This window comes from Micromonospora sp. NPDC049171, assembly GCF_040648275.1.
Classification (GTDB): Bacteria; Actinomycetota; Actinomycetes; order Mycobacteriales; family Micromonosporaceae; genus Micromonospora.
Genome location: NZ_JBEZDJ010000019.1, coordinates 115,420 through 131,214 on the forward strand (window position 1 = coordinate 115,420; position 15,795 = coordinate 131,214).

The 15,795-nt window shown below is 72.2% G+C and carries 19 protein-coding genes; 10 read left to right on the forward strand and 9 right to left on the reverse strand.

What is annotated here, in order from left to right:
* Positions 1–2 precede the first annotated feature (2 nt).
* The 6 genes from sufU to AB0B14_RS23745 all read left to right on the forward strand — a co-directional run bounded on the left by sufU (position 3) and on the right by AB0B14_RS23745 (position 3,943).
* Positions 3–476: a Fe-S cluster assembly sulfur transfer protein SufU gene (sufU, locus tag AB0B14_RS23720; protein ID WP_357069947.1), complete on the forward strand. Its 474-nt coding sequence runs from the start codon at positions 3–5 to the stop codon at positions 474–476.
* Positions 477–552: 76 nt separating this feature from the next.
* Positions 553–1,038, forward strand: a complete 486-nt coding sequence (locus AB0B14_RS23725) for a metal-sulfur cluster assembly factor (RefSeq protein WP_357524205.1) — start codon at positions 553–555, stop codon at positions 1,036–1,038.
* A 696-nt stretch (positions 1,039–1,734) separates the two neighbouring features.
* Positions 1,735–2,367, forward strand: coding sequence for a LysE family transporter (locus AB0B14_RS23730; protein ID WP_357524207.1), 633 nt, complete (start codon positions 1,735–1,737; stop codon positions 2,365–2,367).
* A gap of 80 nt (positions 2,368–2,447) precedes the next feature.
* The gene (locus tag AB0B14_RS23735) at positions 2,448–3,110 is read left to right on the forward strand and encodes an acVLRF1 family peptidyl-tRNA hydrolase (protein WP_357069845.1); all 663 of its coding nucleotides are present in this window, start codon (positions 2,448–2,450) and stop codon (positions 3,108–3,110) included.
* Between the two features lie 135 nt (positions 3,111–3,245).
* The gene (locus AB0B14_RS23740; protein WP_357069848.1) at positions 3,246–3,539 is read left to right on the forward strand and encodes a muconolactone Delta-isomerase family protein; all 294 of its coding nucleotides are present in this window, start codon (positions 3,246–3,248) and stop codon (positions 3,537–3,539) included.
* A 44-nt stretch (positions 3,540–3,583) separates the two neighbouring features.
* A complete protein-coding gene (locus tag AB0B14_RS23745) occupies positions 3,584–3,943 on the forward strand; it encodes a nuclear transport factor 2 family protein (protein WP_357069850.1) in 360 nt (119 codons plus the stop codon).
* Positions 3,944–4,042: 99 nt separating this feature from the next.
* Here the strand turns inward: AB0B14_RS23745 and AB0B14_RS23750 are convergent, their stop codons facing one another.
* Positions 4,043–4,963 (reverse strand): neutral zinc metallopeptidase, encoded by a 921-nt coding sequence (locus tag AB0B14_RS23750; protein WP_357069853.1) that lies wholly within the window; start codon positions 4,961–4,963, stop codon positions 4,043–4,045.
* A gap of 265 nt (positions 4,964–5,228) precedes the next feature.
* Between AB0B14_RS23750 and AB0B14_RS23755 the strand changes: the two genes are divergently transcribed.
* Positions 5,229–6,833, forward strand: a complete 1,605-nt coding sequence (locus AB0B14_RS23755) for an ABC-F family ATP-binding cassette domain-containing protein (protein WP_357069855.1) — start codon at positions 5,229–5,231, stop codon at positions 6,831–6,833.
* A gap of 21 nt (positions 6,834–6,854) precedes the next feature.
* On the opposite strand, the gene AB0B14_RS23760 is transcribed toward AB0B14_RS23755, so the two are convergent.
* Positions 6,855–7,454 carry a cadmium resistance transporter gene (locus tag AB0B14_RS23760; protein ID WP_357069857.1) on the reverse strand — a complete coding sequence of 200 codons (600 nt, stop codon included), beginning with the start codon at positions 7,452–7,454 and terminating at the stop codon, positions 6,855–6,857.
* Positions 7,455–7,669: 215 nt separating this feature from the next.
* Here AB0B14_RS23760 and AB0B14_RS23765 point away from each other — a divergent pair, with 215 nt between their 5' ends.
* From AB0B14_RS23765 to AB0B14_RS23775, 3 genes are all read left to right on the forward strand, one after another.
* Complete coding sequence (locus tag AB0B14_RS23765; protein WP_007462679.1) at positions 7,670–7,897, forward strand: helix-turn-helix domain-containing protein; 228 nt, start codon at positions 7,670–7,672, stop codon at positions 7,895–7,897.
* A gap of 46 nt (positions 7,898–7,943) precedes the next feature.
* Positions 7,944–8,711 carry an enoyl-CoA hydratase/isomerase family protein gene (locus tag AB0B14_RS23770; RefSeq protein WP_357069859.1) on the forward strand — a complete coding sequence of 256 codons (768 nt, stop codon included), beginning with the start codon at positions 7,944–7,946 and terminating at the stop codon, positions 8,709–8,711.
* Between the two features lie 114 nt (positions 8,712–8,825).
* Entirely contained in the window at positions 8,826–10,802 is a 1,977-nt protein-coding gene (locus AB0B14_RS23775; RefSeq protein WP_357524247.1) for an ABC transporter ATP-binding protein, read from the forward strand.
* A 39-nt stretch (positions 10,803–10,841) separates the two neighbouring features.
* Here the strand turns inward: AB0B14_RS23775 and AB0B14_RS23780 are convergent, their stop codons facing one another.
* From AB0B14_RS23780 to AB0B14_RS23810, 7 genes are all read right to left on the reverse strand, one after another.
* Positions 10,842–11,252 carry a hypothetical protein gene (locus AB0B14_RS23780; protein WP_357069861.1) on the reverse strand — a complete coding sequence of 137 codons (411 nt, stop codon included), beginning with the start codon at positions 11,250–11,252 and terminating at the stop codon, positions 10,842–10,844.
* 84 nt (positions 11,253–11,336) lie between these two features.
* Positions 11,337–11,894, reverse strand: a complete 558-nt coding sequence (gene mug / locus AB0B14_RS23785) for a G/U mismatch-specific DNA glycosylase (protein ID WP_357524249.1) — start codon at positions 11,892–11,894, stop codon at positions 11,337–11,339.
* Between the two features lie 143 nt (positions 11,895–12,037).
* Positions 12,038–12,799, reverse strand: a complete 762-nt coding sequence (locus AB0B14_RS23790) for an SDR family oxidoreductase (protein ID WP_357069863.1) — start codon at positions 12,797–12,799, stop codon at positions 12,038–12,040.
* A complete protein-coding gene (locus tag AB0B14_RS23795; RefSeq protein WP_357524209.1) occupies positions 12,784–13,329 on the reverse strand; it encodes a hypothetical protein in 546 nt (181 codons plus the stop codon). The genes AB0B14_RS23790 and AB0B14_RS23795 overlap by 16 nt, the downstream gene beginning before the upstream one ends.
* Positions 13,326–14,144, reverse strand: a complete 819-nt coding sequence (locus AB0B14_RS23800) for a DUF692 domain-containing protein (protein WP_357524211.1) — start codon at positions 14,142–14,144, stop codon at positions 13,326–13,328. Before AB0B14_RS23800 ends, AB0B14_RS23795 begins: the two co-directional genes overlap by 4 nt.
* Positions 14,141–15,064, reverse strand: a complete 924-nt coding sequence (locus tag AB0B14_RS23805) for a TIGR04222 domain-containing membrane protein (protein ID WP_357524213.1) — start codon at positions 15,062–15,064, stop codon at positions 14,141–14,143. Before AB0B14_RS23805 ends, AB0B14_RS23800 begins: the two co-directional genes overlap by 4 nt.
* A gap of 81 nt (positions 15,065–15,145) precedes the next feature.
* The gene (locus tag AB0B14_RS23810) at positions 15,146–15,718 is read right to left on the reverse strand and encodes a helix-turn-helix domain-containing protein (protein WP_357524215.1); all 573 of its coding nucleotides are present in this window, start codon (positions 15,716–15,718) and stop codon (positions 15,146–15,148) included.
* Between the last annotated feature and the right edge of the window lie 77 nt (positions 15,719–15,795).

Genomic DNA, 15,795 nt, shown 5'->3' on the forward strand with positions numbered 1-15,795 from the left:
TGGTGCAGCTCGACCAGCTCTACCAGGAGATCATCCTGGACCACTACAAGCGCCCACACGGTCGTGGCCTGCGCGACGCCGACGACCCCGGTGACCGGGTCGGGGAAGCGCACCACGTCAACCCCACCTGCGGCGACGAGGTCACCGTCCGGGTGGCCACCGACGGCGACGTGCTGCACGACATCTCGTACGACGGCATGGGCTGTTCGATCAGCCAGGCCTCGGCGAGCGTGCTGCACGAGTTGCTGCGCGGTCGGGGCGCCGGGGAAGCTTTCGAGGTGCACGAGGCGTTCGTGGAGTTGATGTCCGGACGTGGCCAGGTCACGCCGGACGAGGACGTGCTCGGTGACGGGGTTGCTTTCGCGGGTGTGGCCCGCTATCCCGCCCGGGTCAAGTGCGCGCTGCTGCCGTGGATGGCGTTCAAGGACGCCGCGGCACGCGCCGGTGTGGGCGTGAGCCCGGAGGTGAAGGCATGAGCGAGCGTCAGCGAGCGAGTCAGTGGTGCGGCGCGGTGGTGCCTCATGGCGTTACGAAGCGAAGCGGAGCGAAGGCATGAGCAGCGAGAACACGGCTACTGCGGCGACGCCGGAGGCCGATGACGCCGTCCTGGCGCAGACCGATGCGGTGACGCCGGATGCCGGTGACGCCGTCGTCCCGGCGGGCGATGCCGTCGTCTCGGCGGGCGATGTTGCCGTCCCGGCGGGCGGGGTCAGCAAGGCCATGGTCGCCGACATCGAGGAAGCGATGAAGGACGTCGTCGACCCGGAGCTCGGCATCAACGTGGTCGACCTGGGCCTGGTGTACGGCGTCCACGTCGACGACGAGAACGTCGCCACCCTGGACATGACGCTCACCTCGGCGGCCTGCCCGCTGACCGACGTGATCGAGGACCAGACCCGGCAGGCGCTGACCACCGGCCCCGGCGGCGGCCTGGTCAACGACATTCGAATCAACTGGGTGTGGCTCCCGCCGTGGGGCCCGGACAAGATCACCGACGAGGGTCGCGACCAGCTCCGGTCTCTCGGCTTCAACGTCTGAGCTGACCCCGGTCGGCCCTGCCCGTCGAGCGCGACGCCCCGCCTGGGGCGTCGCGCTCGCTGCGTGTTGACGCCCAGGCAGTGCCACCGCAGCGCCCCGCCCCGCGCCATCCCGCGTCGCCCGCTCGCAGGATCGCGCACTGTCCTGCGTCGCGACCTTGCACATTCTGTCCCGACATAACGTGCACATGCGCCCATATCAGCGACAGAAGGGCAAGATCGGCGCGATTCTCCTGCTCGACGCCTGATGCCACTCCATCCATGCCAACGCCGTCGCGTCAGGTGGACCAGTGTTGCCTCGCCGATCATGGAGTTGTGGTGGGCAACAGAACTCCCATAAGCCCTTAAAGTCGGCACCACAACTCCATGATCGCCAAGCCGGGCCTACCCCGCCGCGCGATCGTGCACTTCATATCCCGGGTTGACCAGCCGGCTACAGCCCTATCGCACCTGCGGCCAACCTCTTGATCAACCTGGGCGCGTCGCTCCTGGGGCGGTGGTTGGGACACGCCGGGGCGGCGGATGTCGCTCCGCTCGGTGAAAACTCCGTGGAAATGCGGTGGCGGGGACGCCGCTTCGGCGCGGAGGATGCGCGGGTGATTGAGGCGTACCCGATGCAGGTTTCTGTCCGTGCGGCCACTGCCGTGCGCCGACAGCGGCCGATCCGGGGACGAGCCTCGATCCGTCGCCCGTCGTCGTGAGCGGCGCGTTCCTCGGCGGCCTGGTCGCCGGCTACGGCGTTGCCATCCCGGTCGGCGCGATCGCGATCCTCATCCTGGGGCTCAGTGCCCGTACCTCGTTTCGGGTCGGTGCGGCCGCGGCGCTCGCGGTGGCGACGGCCGACGGGCTCTACGCGGCGCTCGCGGCGTTCGGCGGCGCCGGCCTGGCCGGGATCATCGCGCCGGTCGCCGGCCCGCTGCGGGTGGTCGCCGCCGTGGTCCTGCTGGGGCTTGCCGCGCACGGCCTGTGGCGGACCTGGTCGGCGCACCGCTCGCGGCTGGCGCCGTCGGCACCCGCTGGTCGGGGCCTGGGCACTCCCGGGCGGGCCTACGCGGCGCTGCTCGGGTTGACCCTGCTGAACCCGGCGACGGTGCTCTACTTCGCCGCGCTGGTGCTCGGTCGCCGGGACGCGGTCGCCCCGGGCGCGGTCGACGCGGCGCTCTTCGTGGCCGGCGTGTTCGTGGCGTCGGCGAGCTGGCAGCTGCTCCTCGCCGGGGGTGGCACGGTGGTCGGCCGAGCGCTGGCCAGCCCGCGTGGTCGCCTGGTCACCGGTCTGGTGTCCAGCGCGCTCATCGCCGCCCTGGCGATGGCCACGCTGCTGTCGAGCTGAGCGCGACGGCCCGGTCCCGCTGTGATGTGTGGTCACCGCCCGGGGGCCCGGGTGGGCTCGTCGTGCCGTACGGTCGGGCGGTGACCAGTCGACCAGCAGCCGGGGGCGGCCGGTGGGTCGAGGTCGACCCGGCCCGCGTCGGCCGCTGGGTCGAGGGCTTCGCCGACCGGCACGGCCCGCCCACCACCACCGCGCGGGAGTACGGCCTGCTGCTCACCGCCCCCGACGGGTCCACCGCCGAGCTGTACGCCCCACCCGGGGCGCCGGCCAGCGTCGACGTCGCCGAGTTCGTGGCCCAGGCCGTCACGCCCCGCCGGATCGGCCTCCTGCTGGCCCGCAAGGGCGCGGTGGCCATCGGCGTGGCCGAGGGCGCCGACCTCGTCGTCTCCAAGGTGGACACCCGGTACGTGCAGGGGCGCACCGCCGCGGGGGGATGGTCGCAGCACCGGTTCGCCCGGCGGCGCGACAACCAGGCCAAGGCGGCGCTGGGTGACGCGGCGGACCTGGCCGTACGGCTGCTGTTGCCGGAGGCGGCGCGGCTGACGGCGGTGGTCTGCGGCGGTGACCGGCGGGCGGTGGACACGGTGCTGGCCGACCGGCGGTTGGCCCCGCTCGTGCCGCTTCGTGCCGAGCGGTTGCTCGACGTGCCGGAGCCCCGCCACGCGGTGCTGGTCGCCGCGGTCGGCGCGGCGCGGGCGGTGTGGATCCGACTGCGTGACCCGGCACCTGCCCAAGCGGAGTGACGTCGGCGGTCGGTATGACCGCCGGAGGGACCGTCGCCAGGCTCAGCGGCGCGTCGGCGGTCGGTGTGGCCGCCGGAGGGGCCATCCCCAGGTAAAACCGCCTCACCGACGGGTCGGCGGTCGGAGGATGAGCAGGTGGAGTTTCTGGTTGACATGGTGACCACCGTGCCGCAGGGCACGTCGGAGGATGCGGTCGCCGACATGCGCAGCCGGGAGGCGGCGCGCTCGGCTGAGCTGGCAGCGCAGGGCGGTCTCCTGCGACTGTGGCGACCGCCCCTGGCGCCGGGGGAGTGGCGTACGTGGGGGCTCTTCCAGGCCGACGACGCGGATGAGCTGGAGGTGATGCTCGCGTCGATGCCGCTGCGCGCTTGGCGACGCGAGACGGTGACGCCGTTGACACCGCACCCGAACGACCCCGGCCCCCGGTAGTCCCGGGTGCTTCGCCGCTCCGCCTGATCACCAGGGAGATCATCATGCCCGAGGCGCAGATCCTGCGTACGGTTCTCGACCTGTGGAAATCGGCTGTCGACGCGCACGAGCCGGATCGCGTCGCGTCGTGCTTCACCGACGACGCGATCTTTCAGGGGCTGCGTCCGTACACGGTCGGGCGTGCCGGAGTCGCCGCGTACTACGCCGCCCAGCCGCTCGGCCTGACCGCCAGCTACGACATTCGGGAGATCCGTCGACTCGCCGACGATGTGGTCCTCGGCTACCTGGAGGTGGAGTTCGGCTTCACCGACCGGCCGCCCCTGCCGGCCCACCTGGGTGTGCTCCTGCGCCGGGTCGACAACGACTGGCAGATCAGCCACTACCAGCTCTCACGACTTCCCTGACCCGGCGCCCGTGCCCGCCCCGCCCGCCGCGCTCGGGTCGATCATGGAGTTGTGGTGGTGGACGCGGTGGGCACCACCACAACTCCATGATCGACGTGGTCAGAGCTGGTCGGTGGCGAAGGTGTCGCAGGTCTTCGGGTCGCCGCGGTCGTAGCCCTGGGTGAACCAGCGCTTGCGCTGCTCGGACGTGCCGTGGGTGAATTGGTCCGGGTTGACCCGCCCGCCGGAGCGTTCCTGGATGCTGTCGTCGCCGATCGCCTCGGCCGTGTTGACGGCCTCACTGATGTCGGTCTCGGTGATCGACGTGAACAACGGCTCCTGACCGGTCTTGTCCTTGCTCTCGGTGGCGTGCTTGGCCCAGGCGCCGGCGTAGCAGTCGGCCTGCAACTCCAGCCGCACGGAGGCGGAGCGGGGGCCGCTCTGGTCGCCCTGGCCGGCCTTGGCGTTGGTGCCGAGCAGGTTCTGGATGTGGTGGCCGTACTCGTGGGCGAGCACGTAGGGCTGGGCGAACTCACCCTTGGCGCCGAACCGCGACGCCAGCTCGTCGTAGAAGCTCAGGTCGATGTACACCTTCCGGTCGGCCGGGCAGTAGAACGGGCCGACGCCGGAGTCGGCCTGACCGCAGCCGGTGTTCACGGCGGCCTGGAAGAAGTTCGTGATGGTCGGCTCGTACTTGCCGTTGCCCAGCTCCGGGTACGTCTTCTGCCAGTAGGCCTGGATGCTGTTGACGTAGAGCGCGTTGCGGCAGCGCACGTCTTCGAGGTGCTGGGGGTTGCTGGTCGCGCACACCTCCTTGAGGTCGGTGCCGCCGGCCTGGCCCGTGTCGTCGCCGTTGGTCATGGCGTTGAGGCCGAAGCCACCGCCGAGCAGCGCGACGAGCACGGCCACCACGATGCCGATGATGCCGCCACGGCCGCCGCCGCCGGGGATCGGGAAGCCGATGCCGCCGCCGGATCCGCCACCGCGGCCCACGTCGTTGACCTGCGAGGTGTCGATTTCGGCCCGCTCGTTGAGTTCCATGCTGACCCCGATCGCCGTATGTCGGTGAGTGTCGTCTGTGTGTCGTTTCGTCCCACGAGGTGCCGGACAGGGTCCGGACAGGCGTTCGGTACCCGATGATCTTGATCGGTAATCCGGGCGGGTCGCCGGGGAGCGCCCGGTACACTTGTCCCCGTGCCGCGCTGCGAAGGCTGAACCGCCCCGCGCCGACGGGCCCATTTCGCCCGCCGGCGCTTTCGCGTGCCCGTGAGTCAGCCTTCCAGACCCCGAGAGCGAGTCCCACGAGATGATCACTGCCACCGGCCTGGAACTGCGTGCCGGTTCCCGGATCCTGCTGTCCGACACCACCCTGCGCGTGCAGCCGGGTGACCGGATCGGCCTGGTCGGTCGCAACGGCGCCGGCAAGACCACCACGCTGAAGGTGCTCGCCGGCGAGGGGCAGCCCTACTCCGGCCAGATCGACCAGCGCAGCGCCATCGGCTACCTCCCGCAGGACCCGCGCACCGGCGACCTGGAGGTGACCGGCCGCGACCGGGTGCTCTCCGCGCGCGGCCTGGACGTGCTGATGTCCCAGATGCAGGAGATCGAGGCCCGCCTCGCCGAGGACGCCACCGACAAGCTGGTCCGGCGCTACGGCGCGCTGGAGGACCAGTTCGCCGCGCTCGGCGGGTACGCCGCCGAGGCCGAGGCCGCCCGGATCTGCGCCAACCTCGGTCTGCCCGACCGGGCGCTCGCCCAGACCATCGGCACCCTCTCCGGCGGCCAGCGCCGGCGCATCGAACTGGCCCGGATCCTGTTCCGCGACGCGGGCGAGAACGGCGGCGGCATCCTGCTGCTCGACGAGCCGACCAACCACCTCGACGCCGACTCGATCACCTGGTTGCGCGGCTTCCTCGCCAACCACAAGGGCGGCCTGATCGTGATCTCCCACGACGGCGCGCTGCTGGAGTCGGTGGTCAACAAGGTCTGGTTCCTCGACGCCACCCGCTCCGTCGTCGACGTGTACAACCTGGGCTGGAAGGCGTACCTGGAGGCGCGCGAGACCGACGAGCGGCGCCGCCGTCGGGAGCGGGCCAACGCGGAGAAGAAGGCCGGCGCGTTGATGGCGCAGGCCGACAAGATGCGGGCCAAGGCGACCAAGACCGTGGCCGCGCAGAACATGGCCCGCCGCGCCGAGAAGCTGATCTCCGGCCTGGAGGAGGTGCGGGTCGCCGACCGGGTGGCCAAGGTGCGTTTCCCCAACCCCGCGCCGTGCGGCAAGACCCCGCTCACCGCGACCGGCCTGTCCAAGTCGTACGGCTCGCTGGAGATCTTCACCGACGTCAACGTCGCGGTGGACAGGGGCTCCCGGGTGGCCATCCTCGGGCTCAACGGCGCCGGCAAGACGACCCTGCTGCGGATGCTCGGCGGGCTGCTCACTCCGGACACCGGCGAGGTGCACGCGGGCCACGGCCTGCGGCTGGGCTACTACGCCCAGGAGCACGAGACGCTGGACGTGGAGCGGACCGTGTTGGAGAACATGCGCGCCGCGGCGGTCGAGCAGTCCGACACCGACCTGCGCAAGATCCTCGGCGCGTTCCTCTTCTCCGGCGACGACGTGAACAAGCCGGCCGGTGTGCTCTCCGGTGGCGAGAAGACCCGGCTGGCCCTGTCCACCCTGGTCTGTTCCGGCGCCAACGTGCTGCTGCTCGACGAACCGACGAACAACCTCGACCCGGTCAGCCGGGAGCAGGTGCTCGACGCCATCGCCAACTACCCGGGCGCGATCGTCCTGGTCACCCACGACCCGGGCGCGGTGCTGGCGCTCAAGCCGGACCGCGCGATCCTGCTGCCCGACGGCGACGAGGACGCCTGGAGCGACGACCTGCTCGAGCTGGTCGAGCTGGCCTGACCGGGATGGGTGGGCCTGCTCTCAGCCGAGCAGGTCGACGAGCCGTCCGAGCACGCCGGAGCTGACCAGGATCACCACCCCGACACCGATGAAGATCGTCGGCACCAGCCAGGCGCCGGCGCGTTCGACCAGCCGCACCACCCTGCGGTGCCCGCCCAACCAGGCTCCGGCGGCGCACCAGAGCGCGATCAGCAGCACGAAGACCAGCAGGAACACCGCACTGTCGGCGGCACCGACGGCTCGGAACACCGGCACGTAGACGGCCACGTTGTCGGCGCCGTTGGCGATCGTCACGCCGGCCACACCGAGCATGCCGGTGACGACCGCCGGGGTCTCGTCGTCGTCGGAACCCCGCAGCGCGCGGACGCCCAGCGCGATCGGCAGCAACCCGAGCAGCCCCGTCCACGGGTCCGGCACCACCAGCAGGCCAGCCGCGATCACCGCGCTGGCCAGTGCGAGCGCGCCGATGCCGAGGTATTGACCGGCGACAATCTGCCAGGGGTGGGGCCGTCCGGTGGTGCGGGCCGCGACGAAGAACAGGGTCAGGATGACGATGTCGTCGATGTCGGTGGCGGCGAAGACCACGGCGGCTCCGGCCGCGGTGCCCAGCAGGTCGATCACGACCGAAGGCTACGGGTCGCCGGCAGCCGCCAGCATCCGGCGGTGGTACGCCCGGACGCCGCCCGAGGTCGATTGCCAGGATCACTCTATCGGGAAGCTGACATTGCATAGCGTGTCGGTTGGCGAAGAGTTGATATCTGGCGCATGATCGTTCGAGGCGGTCTAATAGGTGGGACCGTATCCGAACCGCACAGTCTGGGACGTGAGGACACAGCATGGCAGCCACTGGCACAGCCACCAGTACTGAGAAGGGTCGCCGGATCGTCGGAGCCGAGCGTCAGACGCTCGCCAAGGACCTGGTAAAGCGGTACACGTCGGGGGAAAGCATCCGCGCGTTGGCGGCCTCGACCGGCCGTTCCTACGGGTTCATCCACCGAGTGCTCACCGAGTCAGGGGTGCAGCTGCGTCAGCGCGGCGGTGCCCGGCGCCGCAAGAAGGCGTGACCCGCCTCCCCGCGTCGTCGACAAGCGCGACGCCCCGGCCCGCCCGGTGACCACCGAGGCGACCGGGGTTCGGTTGACCTGCGACGGGCCGGTTGCCACGGTGACGTTGTGCCGGCCCGACGTGCTCAATGCCCAGACACCCGCGATGTGGCGGGCGATGAGCGACTTCTCCCGCGATCTGCCCGGCGACGTGCGGGTGGTGGTGGTCCGGGGCGAGGGGCGTGCGTTCTCCGCCGGCCTCGACCTCGCGGTGGCTGGCGCTTCCGGTCCCGGCTCCTTTGCGGAGCTGGCCACGCTGCCCGAGCAGGAGTGCGCCGAGCGCATCGCGGAATTCCAGGCGGGCTTCACCTGGCTGCACCGCCCGGACGTCATCTCCGTCGCGGCCGTGCAGGGGCACGCGATCGGCGCCGGCTTCCAGCTCGCGCTCGCCTGCGATCTGCGAGTGTTGGCGGCAGATGCGAAAATGTCGATGGCTGAGGTGACCCTCGGCCTGGTGCCCGACCTGGCCGGCACGAAGCGCCTCGTGGAGCTGGTCGGCTACGCGCGGGCACTGGAGATCTGCGCGACCGGCCGCCGGCTGGACGCCGCCGAGGCGGACCGGATCGGGCTGGCGACACTGGTGGTGCCACCAGCCGAGCTGGACGGCGCGGTCCGCGACCTCACCGCCGGGCTGCTCGCCGGTGCCCGCGACGCGGTGGTGGAGATCAAGGCGTTGCTGGCGGGCGCGGCCGGGCGGTCGCACGTCGACCAGCAGCGCGCCGAGCGGGAGGCACAGACCCGCCGACTGCGCGATCTGGCCGGCCAGGGAGAATAGGTAAGGACCGGGCGGGAAGATCCGGGTTACGACCGAGGTTGTCACACTCGTCGGGAGAATTGACCTGACGGTGCAGTCCGTCCGACGACCCGGAGGTGAGCGATGTCCAACCCGATGTCCGGCGGTGGCATGGCCGGGTGGAGCATGCTCCGGGCGATGCGCAACAGCGACGAGGTCTCCACGCACCGGCTCAAGCGCGGGGTCGCCCGACGGATCGTGGCCTTCGCCCAGCCCTACCGGCGTGACATCGTCGTCTTCCTGTTCACCGTGGTCCTGGCCGCCATCATCGGCGTGGCCACACCGGTGCTCGCCGGCGACGTCATCAACGCGATCAACCGGGGCGGCACCGAGGCCGGCCGGCTCGTGGTGCGGCTGGCTCTGTTCATCGCCGGGCTGGCGGTCGCCGACGCCCTGCTCTCGCTGGCCCAACGATGGTATTCGGCCCGGATCGGCGAGGGCATCATCTACAACCTGCGCACCCGGGTCTACGACCACGTGCAGCGGATGCCGTTGCAGTTCTTCACGCGCACCCAGACCGGGGCCCTGGTCAGCAGGCTCAACAACGACGTGCTCGGCGCCCAGCGGGCGTTCACCTCGACGTTGTCCGGCGTGGTCAGCAACGTCATCCAACTCGTGCTCACCGCCGCCGTGATGTTCACCCTCTCCTGGCAGATCACCGCGCTCTCGCTGGTGCTGTTGCCGATCTTCATCATCCCGGCCCGCCGGGTGGGTCGGCGGCTGGCCGACATCACACGCGAGTCGTACAACCTCGACGCCAAGATGAACGCCACCATGACCGAGCGGTTCGGGGTGGCCGGCGCGCTGCTGGTGAAGCTCTTCGGTCAGCCGGAGATCGAGGCCCAGCGGTTCGCCGGGCGGGCCGAGCGGGTGCGCGACATCGGCATCCAGTCCGCGATGTACTCCCGCACGTTCTTCGTGGCGATGTTGCTGGTCGCCTCACTGGCGCAGGCGCTCACCTACGGCCTCGGCGGCTGGCTCGCGGTGACCGGCGGCGTCAGCGCGGGCACCGTCGTGACACTCGCACTGCTGCTCACCCGCCTGTACGGCCCGCTCACCGCGCTCTCCAACGTCCGGGTGGACGTGATGAGCGCGCTTGTCTCGTTCGACCGGGTCTTCGAGGTGCTCGACCTTCAGCCGGGCATCGTGGAGAAGCCCGACGCGGTGGTGGTGCCCCGGGGCGCCGGCCGGGTCGACTTCCGGGATGTGCGGTTCCGCTACCCGAGTGCCGCCGAGATCTCCCTGGCCTCCCTGGAGGAGGTCGCCACCCTGGACCGCACCGTCAACGAGCCGGTGCTCAAGGGGGTCTCGTTCAGCGTGGAGCCGGGGCAGATGGTCGCGCTTGTCGGCCCATCCGGCGCCGGCAAGTCGACGCTGTCCATGCTCATCTCCCGGATCTACGACGTCACCGACGGGCAGGTGCTGGTCGGCGGGGTCGACGTGCGGGACGCGACGCTCGCGTCCCTGCGCGACGAGATCGGTGTGGTCACGCAGGATTCGCACCTGTTCCACGAGACGATCGCCGAGAATCTTCGCTACGCCAAGCCGGACGCCACCGACGACGAGATCTGGGCCGCGTTGGCCGGCGCGCAGGTCGCCGACCTGGTCCGCGCGCTGCCCGACGGGCTGGACACGACCGTCGGCGAGCGCGGCTACCGGTTCTCCGGTGGCGAGAAACAACGCATCGCGATCGCCCGGCTGCTGCTCAAGGCCCCGTCGATCGTGATCCTCGACGAGGCGACCGCACACCTGGATTCGGAGAGCGAGGCGGCGGTGCAGCGGGCGCTGTCGGTGGCGCTGGCCGGGCGTACCGCGCTGGTGATCGCGCACCGGCTCTCCACCGTGCGCGACGCCGACCAGATCCTGGTCCTCGACGGCGGTCGGATCGTCGAGCGGGGGCGGCACGAGGAGTTGGTGGCGGTCGGCGGGCTCTACGCCGAGCTGTACCGCACCCAGTTCGCGGTCGCCGACTCGCCCAGGCCGTTCGTCGACGCGACCGGCCCCGAGCCGGTGGTCATGCCGCTGGGCACGTACCGCGCCGACGAGGTGCTGCCGCCCGCCGCCGCCAACTGACGTTCGGCGGGCGGGCCGTCGACTCCGGGCCCGCGTGACTCAGTCGGCCACGAAGGCCGCGATGGTGCCGGCCAACGGCGTGCCGGCGAACACACCGTAGGCGGCGACGAGAGCGGTGGAGGCGACGCACCACCGGTAGAGGGTCGCCGGGCAGCGGCGGCGCGTCGCCACCAGCACACCGACCCCGACCACCGCGAGCAGGATGCCGGGCACCGGCCCGAGCAGAGTGAGGTAGAAACCCGGCACGCCGAGCAGCCAGCCCGGCAGGACGAAGGTCCAGGTCGGCGGGTACGGCCGGGGGGCCCACAGGTAGGGGACGACGGCCGCGGCGAGGTAGGCCGCCACGCTGTACAACTGGATGCCGACAAGCGTTCGGATCGGCCCGGTGGACACCTCAACGGGGGTCTCGACTGTCGAACCCGGGGCCGTGCCGGCGGACACATCCGTCATTGTCACTCCACTGTGGTGGCATCGCGGTCTGCGCTGAGGGTAGGTGTGCGCGTGCCGCGCGACAAGCTCGTCGCCGACCGCTGGTCAGACCGCCGCCACGCGCAGTTCGGCGAAGGCCAGGCCCAGGGTGACCGGGGTGAAGTGTGCGTTCAGGCCGCTCGGGTTGGGCAGCACCCACAGTCGGGCGCCGGCCAGCGACTCCGGCTGCGGCCCGAAGGTGGCCTTCGGCCGTCGAAAACCGATCCGGTACGCGGTCACCCCCACCACCGCCACCCAGCGCGGCCGGTACCGGGCCACCTTGTCGGTCAGGATCGCCGCGCCGTCGAGAAGTTCCTCGGTGCTCAGCTCGTCCGCGCGGGCGCTGGCCCGGGCGGCCATGTTGGTGATGCCGAGCCCGAGCGCGGGCAACTCGCCCTGTTCGCTCGGGTGCAGCAGGCGGGGGGTGAACCCGCCCCGGTGCAGGGCGGGCCAGAACCGGTTGCCGGGCCGGGCGAAGTGCCAGCCCGTCGCGGCCGACCAGAGGCCCGGATTGATGCCGACGAAGAGCACCGCCAACCCCGGCGCGAGCACGTCGGGAATGGTCCGATCGGCGGCGGCCGCCAACTCCGCCCGGGTGGGTCGGGTGGTGTGCCGCGCGTTGATCGACTCGGGTTCCTGAAAGTCGACGTGCCCTGGTCGCGTCGACCGTCCGGTTTCCGTGAACCCGAGTCGATCAACGGCCGGGTGGTCAGGCTCGGCCTTCTCGGGCGACGGCACGGCACGGGCAGGTCGCGCCCTGTCGGCGGTCACAGCCCGCGCAGCGCGCCGCCGTCGACCGGCAGGGTGATGCCGGTGAGGTAGCTCGCGGCGGGGGAGAGCACGAACGCGGCCACCCGGCCGAACTCGGCCGGGTCACCGATGCGGCGCAGCGGGATGGTGGCCTCCGCCTCGGCACGGGCCCGCTCCGGGTCGCCGGTCGCCCCGAAGAGCTCCCGGTTGCGATCGGTCATGATCCGGCCGGGCAACAGGCCGACCACCCGTACGCCGCGCGGACCGTAGTCGTCGGCGATGTCCTTGGCGGCCCCGACCAGGCCGGGCCGCAGGCCGTTGGAGATGCCGAGGCCGGGCACCGGACCTCGGGCCGAGGTGGAGAGCACCAGCCCGATCGCACCGCCCTCGGGCAGCGCGGCGGCGATCGTGCGGACCGCACGGATGGTGCCCAGGAAGACGGTCTCGAAGGAGAGCCGCCACTGTTCGTCGCTGATCGCGGCGGCGTTGCCCGCCGGTGGCCCGCCGACCGAGATCAGCGCGCCGTCGAGCCGGCCGAAGTGGTCCCGGGCGGCGGCGACGAGCTGCTCCGGCGTCTCCGGGTCGGCCAGGTCGGCGGTCAGCCCGACGGCGTGCTCGGGACCGCCGAGCTGCTGCGCGGCGGCGGCCACCGCGTCCGGGTCCCGTGCCGAGAGCACCACCCGCGCCCCGTCCGCGACCAGGCACCGCGCGGTCGCGAAGCCCAGGCCGCGGGAGGCGCCGGTGAGGACGTACACGTGGTCGGTCAGTCCGAGATCCATAACTCCGATCCTGCCGCATCCGGTACGGCGTCGCCAGCAACTGTGGACACCCGTGGGGCGGGGCGCAGCAGGCGTACCCGGCCGGCGATCTGCACCGCGACGGCGCCGCCGGCGCGGCCCACCGCCGGCGTCCGGCGCGGACGCGGCGTGCCACGCCCGTCGTAGCGCAGGCGGGCCTCCCGGACGGCCAACTCCTCGGCGGCCATCGGGGGCAGCGCCTGCTGGTCGCGCAACGTCCGGGCCAGGTCCCAACCGTCGCGCAGCGATCCGGCGGTGGGTCGCCGGGCGGCCCAGTCGGCGAAGGTTGTCGACCAGCCGGCGCCGAGGCCGGCGGCGAGCAGTGGCCACTGCCGGGCCACCTCGCCGGCCCGCTTGCGCAGCAGGGCCGCGCGGGTCGCGGCCAGCGGGCCCGGCGCGAACCCCGCCGGTGGCGCACCCCCGGCGACCAGCGCCGCGACCAGCTCGGCCTGCCGCTCGGCGAGCCCCGCGCGGGGCGTGGGCGCGGCGTCGCCGTCGGGTGGGCCCGTCATGTCACGGCCGGGAAGCCCGCCGCAGCGGCCAGGGCGTCCAGTTCGGCGCGCAGCTCGGCGGCCGGCGGGTAGTGGCCGTCGCGTTCCAGCAGCAGCGCCGGGGGCCGGTGCCGTGCGCAGAGCGCGTCGACCAGCTCCAGCACCGCCGACGGCACCGGGTCGGTGTGGGTGTCGTGGTAGAACCCGCCGTGCTCCGCGCCGCCGGCCACGTGGGCGTACGCGACGCGTTCCAGCGGCAGCCGGTCCAGCAACGCCAGCGGGTCGGCGCCCCGGTTGCGGGCGTTGGCGTGCACGTTCGCCACGTCCAGCAGCAACAGCGCCCCGGTGCGGTCGAGGATCTCGGTGAGGAAGTCCGCCTCGTCCAACTCGTCGTCGGGCCAGTCGACAAGCGCGGCGATCGGTTCCAGCGCGATCGGCACCGGCAGCTCGGCCTGTGCCCGTGCCACGTTGGCGCAGACCGCGGCGACCGCCTCCCGGCTACGCGGCAGCGGCAGCAGGTGCCCGGCCTCCAGACCGCCCGCTCGGACGAATGCGATGTGCTCGCTGACCAGCGGCGCGTCCAGACGGTGCGCCACCGCCGCCAGGTGCGCGACCCGGGCCGGGTCGACCGGCTCCGCGCCGCCGAGCGAGAGCCGCACCCCGTGCGGTACGACTGTCACCGCGCGCTCGCGTAGCTCGGCCAGGCCGGGTGGGAGCGGCCCGGTGGCGGACACCGCCTCGGCCACCACCTCGACGAAGCGCAGCCCCGGCAGCTCGGCCACGAAGCCGGCGATCTCCGACCGCCAGCCGATGCCCACCCCGGACGGCCCGGTCATCCGCCGCACCCGCCGCCACCGCCGCAGCCGCCACCTCCACCACCGCAGGAGCTGCCGCCATCGGAGCTGTCGCCTCCGCCGCTCCAGCCGTCGGAGCCGCCCGTTGAACCGCCGCTGCTGGAGATGGCCTGGCGCTGGATCTCGGCCTGCTCGGCGAAGCCGGGGTCGAGCGCCCAGAGCGAGGCGGTGCCGTACAGGGCCACGCCCATCGCCGCGCCGGCCGCCCCGTAGGTGGCGTAGGCAGGCGCGGAGTCGGGTGCGAGGTGGGCGTGCTGGCGGCGGATGTCGCGCAGCGCGGCGCGTCCGGCCCTTGTCTGCAGGGGTGCCCGGCGCAGCACCAGCACGATGGTGAGGAGCGGGATCAGGGTCAGCAGCAGGTAACCGACCGGGTGACCGTTGACCAGTCCGGAGATCAACCGGAACACACCGAAGACCAGCAGGATGGCCAGGAACGCGATCCAGAAGCCGTAACCTTCCCGCTGCCTGTGGCTCGTTAGCAACCCGCGCTGCTCCAGGTCTTTGCGGATCTGGTCCAGCGCGGAGCGCACGTGTCGATGCTGCCGCAGGTCCCGGACCCGCGAGTGGTGGTGGGCGGCCCAGTGGATGCCTTGTTCCAGCGGGGTGAGCCCGGTCGGCGCGGCGCCGACGGTGGTCAGCCGACGGTCCGGTCGCACGGCGATCGCACCGCCGCCGCGCAGCCCGCCCAGCGCGGCGTTCATGGCGAGTTGGGGGCCACCATTGAGGTACGCGACCTGCTGCGGCCCGAGCGGATCGTGGGCGGTCCGCCCCGGGGCGGTCAGCGGGCGGATCCGGTAGTAGGCCACGATCGCCACCGCCACGGCGGCCGCCACGAGGTAGTACCGGAGGAAGGTCGGGCCGGGGATGCCCCAGGTGTCGCCCGACGCGGCGTTGACGATCATCGACTGCTCCTGTCACCGGAGGGTTCGGCGGCCCCATTGTGGAGCAGCCTCGCCAGGGCCGGCGGACCGGTGCCCACGCCGTCAGGGACGGCGAACGGCCTCCTCGACGAGGTCGAGCACCGGCCCCAGGTCACCGGCCGGTCGGCCCATCGCCAGGTGCAGCACCAGGCCGTCGTAGGCCAGCTCCAGGAACTGGGCCAGCACGTCGATGGGGACGTCCTCGCGCAGCACTCCGGCGTCGCGCTGGCGCGTCAACCGGTCGCGGGTCGCCTCGGCGATCGCGGCGGACCGCTCGGCCCAGCGCTTGGCGAACGCCGGGTCGGTGCGCAGCCGGCGGGAGACCTCCAGTTGGCTGCCCAGCCAGCCGGTGGTGTCCGGCGACATGGCGCGGGCGAGCAGGTCGCGCATCACCTGTACCAGACCGTTGCGGGCCACCGTCTCGACCATGGCGGCGGCATCGTCCTCGGCGACGGCCAGGAAGAGCGAGTCCTTGTCGCGGAAGTGGTGGAAGATCGCGCCACGGGACAGGCCGGTGGCCTCCTCGAGGCGGCGTACTGTCGCTCCCTCGTAGCCGAGCCGGGCGAAACACGCCCGCGCGGCGGTGAGGATCTCCTGCCGGCGCGCGTCGAGCTGGTCCTGGCTTACTCTGGGCACGCGTCGATCGTCGCAGGTCACCCCGGGGGCGTGCAAACCGTACGTACGGCTTGGAATGTCGCCGTCTACCATCGCCC

What these genes read in the sequence shown, in the direction of transcription:
- AB0B14_RS23745 (WP_357069850.1), top strand. Translation starts at nt 3,584, where the DNA reads ATGCCCGAGGCGCAGATCCTGCGTACGGTTCTCGACCTGTGGAAATCG.
- AB0B14_RS23780 (WP_357069861.1), bottom strand. Translation starts at nt 11,252, where the DNA reads ATGACGGATGTGTCCGCCGGCACGGCCCCGGGTTCGACAGTCGAGACC.
- AB0B14_RS23755 (WP_357069855.1), top strand. Translation starts at nt 5,229, where the DNA reads ATGATCACTGCCACCGGCCTGGAACTGCGTGCCGGTTCCCGGATCCTG.
- AB0B14_RS23795 (WP_357524209.1), bottom strand. Translation starts at nt 13,329, where the DNA reads ATGACGGGCCCACCCGACGGCGACGCCGCGCCCACGCCCCGCGCGGGG.
- AB0B14_RS23765 (WP_007462679.1), top strand. Translation starts at nt 7,670, where the DNA reads ATGGCAGCCACTGGCACAGCCACCAGTACTGAGAAGGGTCGCCGGATC.
- AB0B14_RS23775 (WP_357524247.1), top strand. Translation starts at nt 8,826, where the DNA reads ATGTCCGGCGGTGGCATGGCCGGGTGGAGCATGCTCCGGGCGATGCGC.
- AB0B14_RS23750 (WP_357069853.1), bottom strand. Translation starts at nt 4,963, where the DNA reads ATGGAACTCAACGAGCGGGCCGAAATCGACACCTCGCAGGTCAACGAC.
- AB0B14_RS23805 (WP_357524213.1), bottom strand. Translation starts at nt 15,064, where the DNA reads ATGATCGTCAACGCCGCGTCGGGCGACACCTGGGGCATCCCCGGCCCG.
- AB0B14_RS23725 (WP_357524205.1), top strand. Translation starts at nt 553, where the DNA reads ATGAGCAGCGAGAACACGGCTACTGCGGCGACGCCGGAGGCCGATGAC.
- AB0B14_RS23800 (WP_357524211.1), bottom strand. Translation starts at nt 14,144, where the DNA reads ATGACCGGGCCGTCCGGGGTGGGCATCGGCTGGCGGTCGGAGATCGCC.
- AB0B14_RS23790 (WP_357069863.1), bottom strand. Translation starts at nt 12,799, where the DNA reads ATGGATCTCGGACTGACCGACCACGTGTACGTCCTCACCGGCGCCTCC.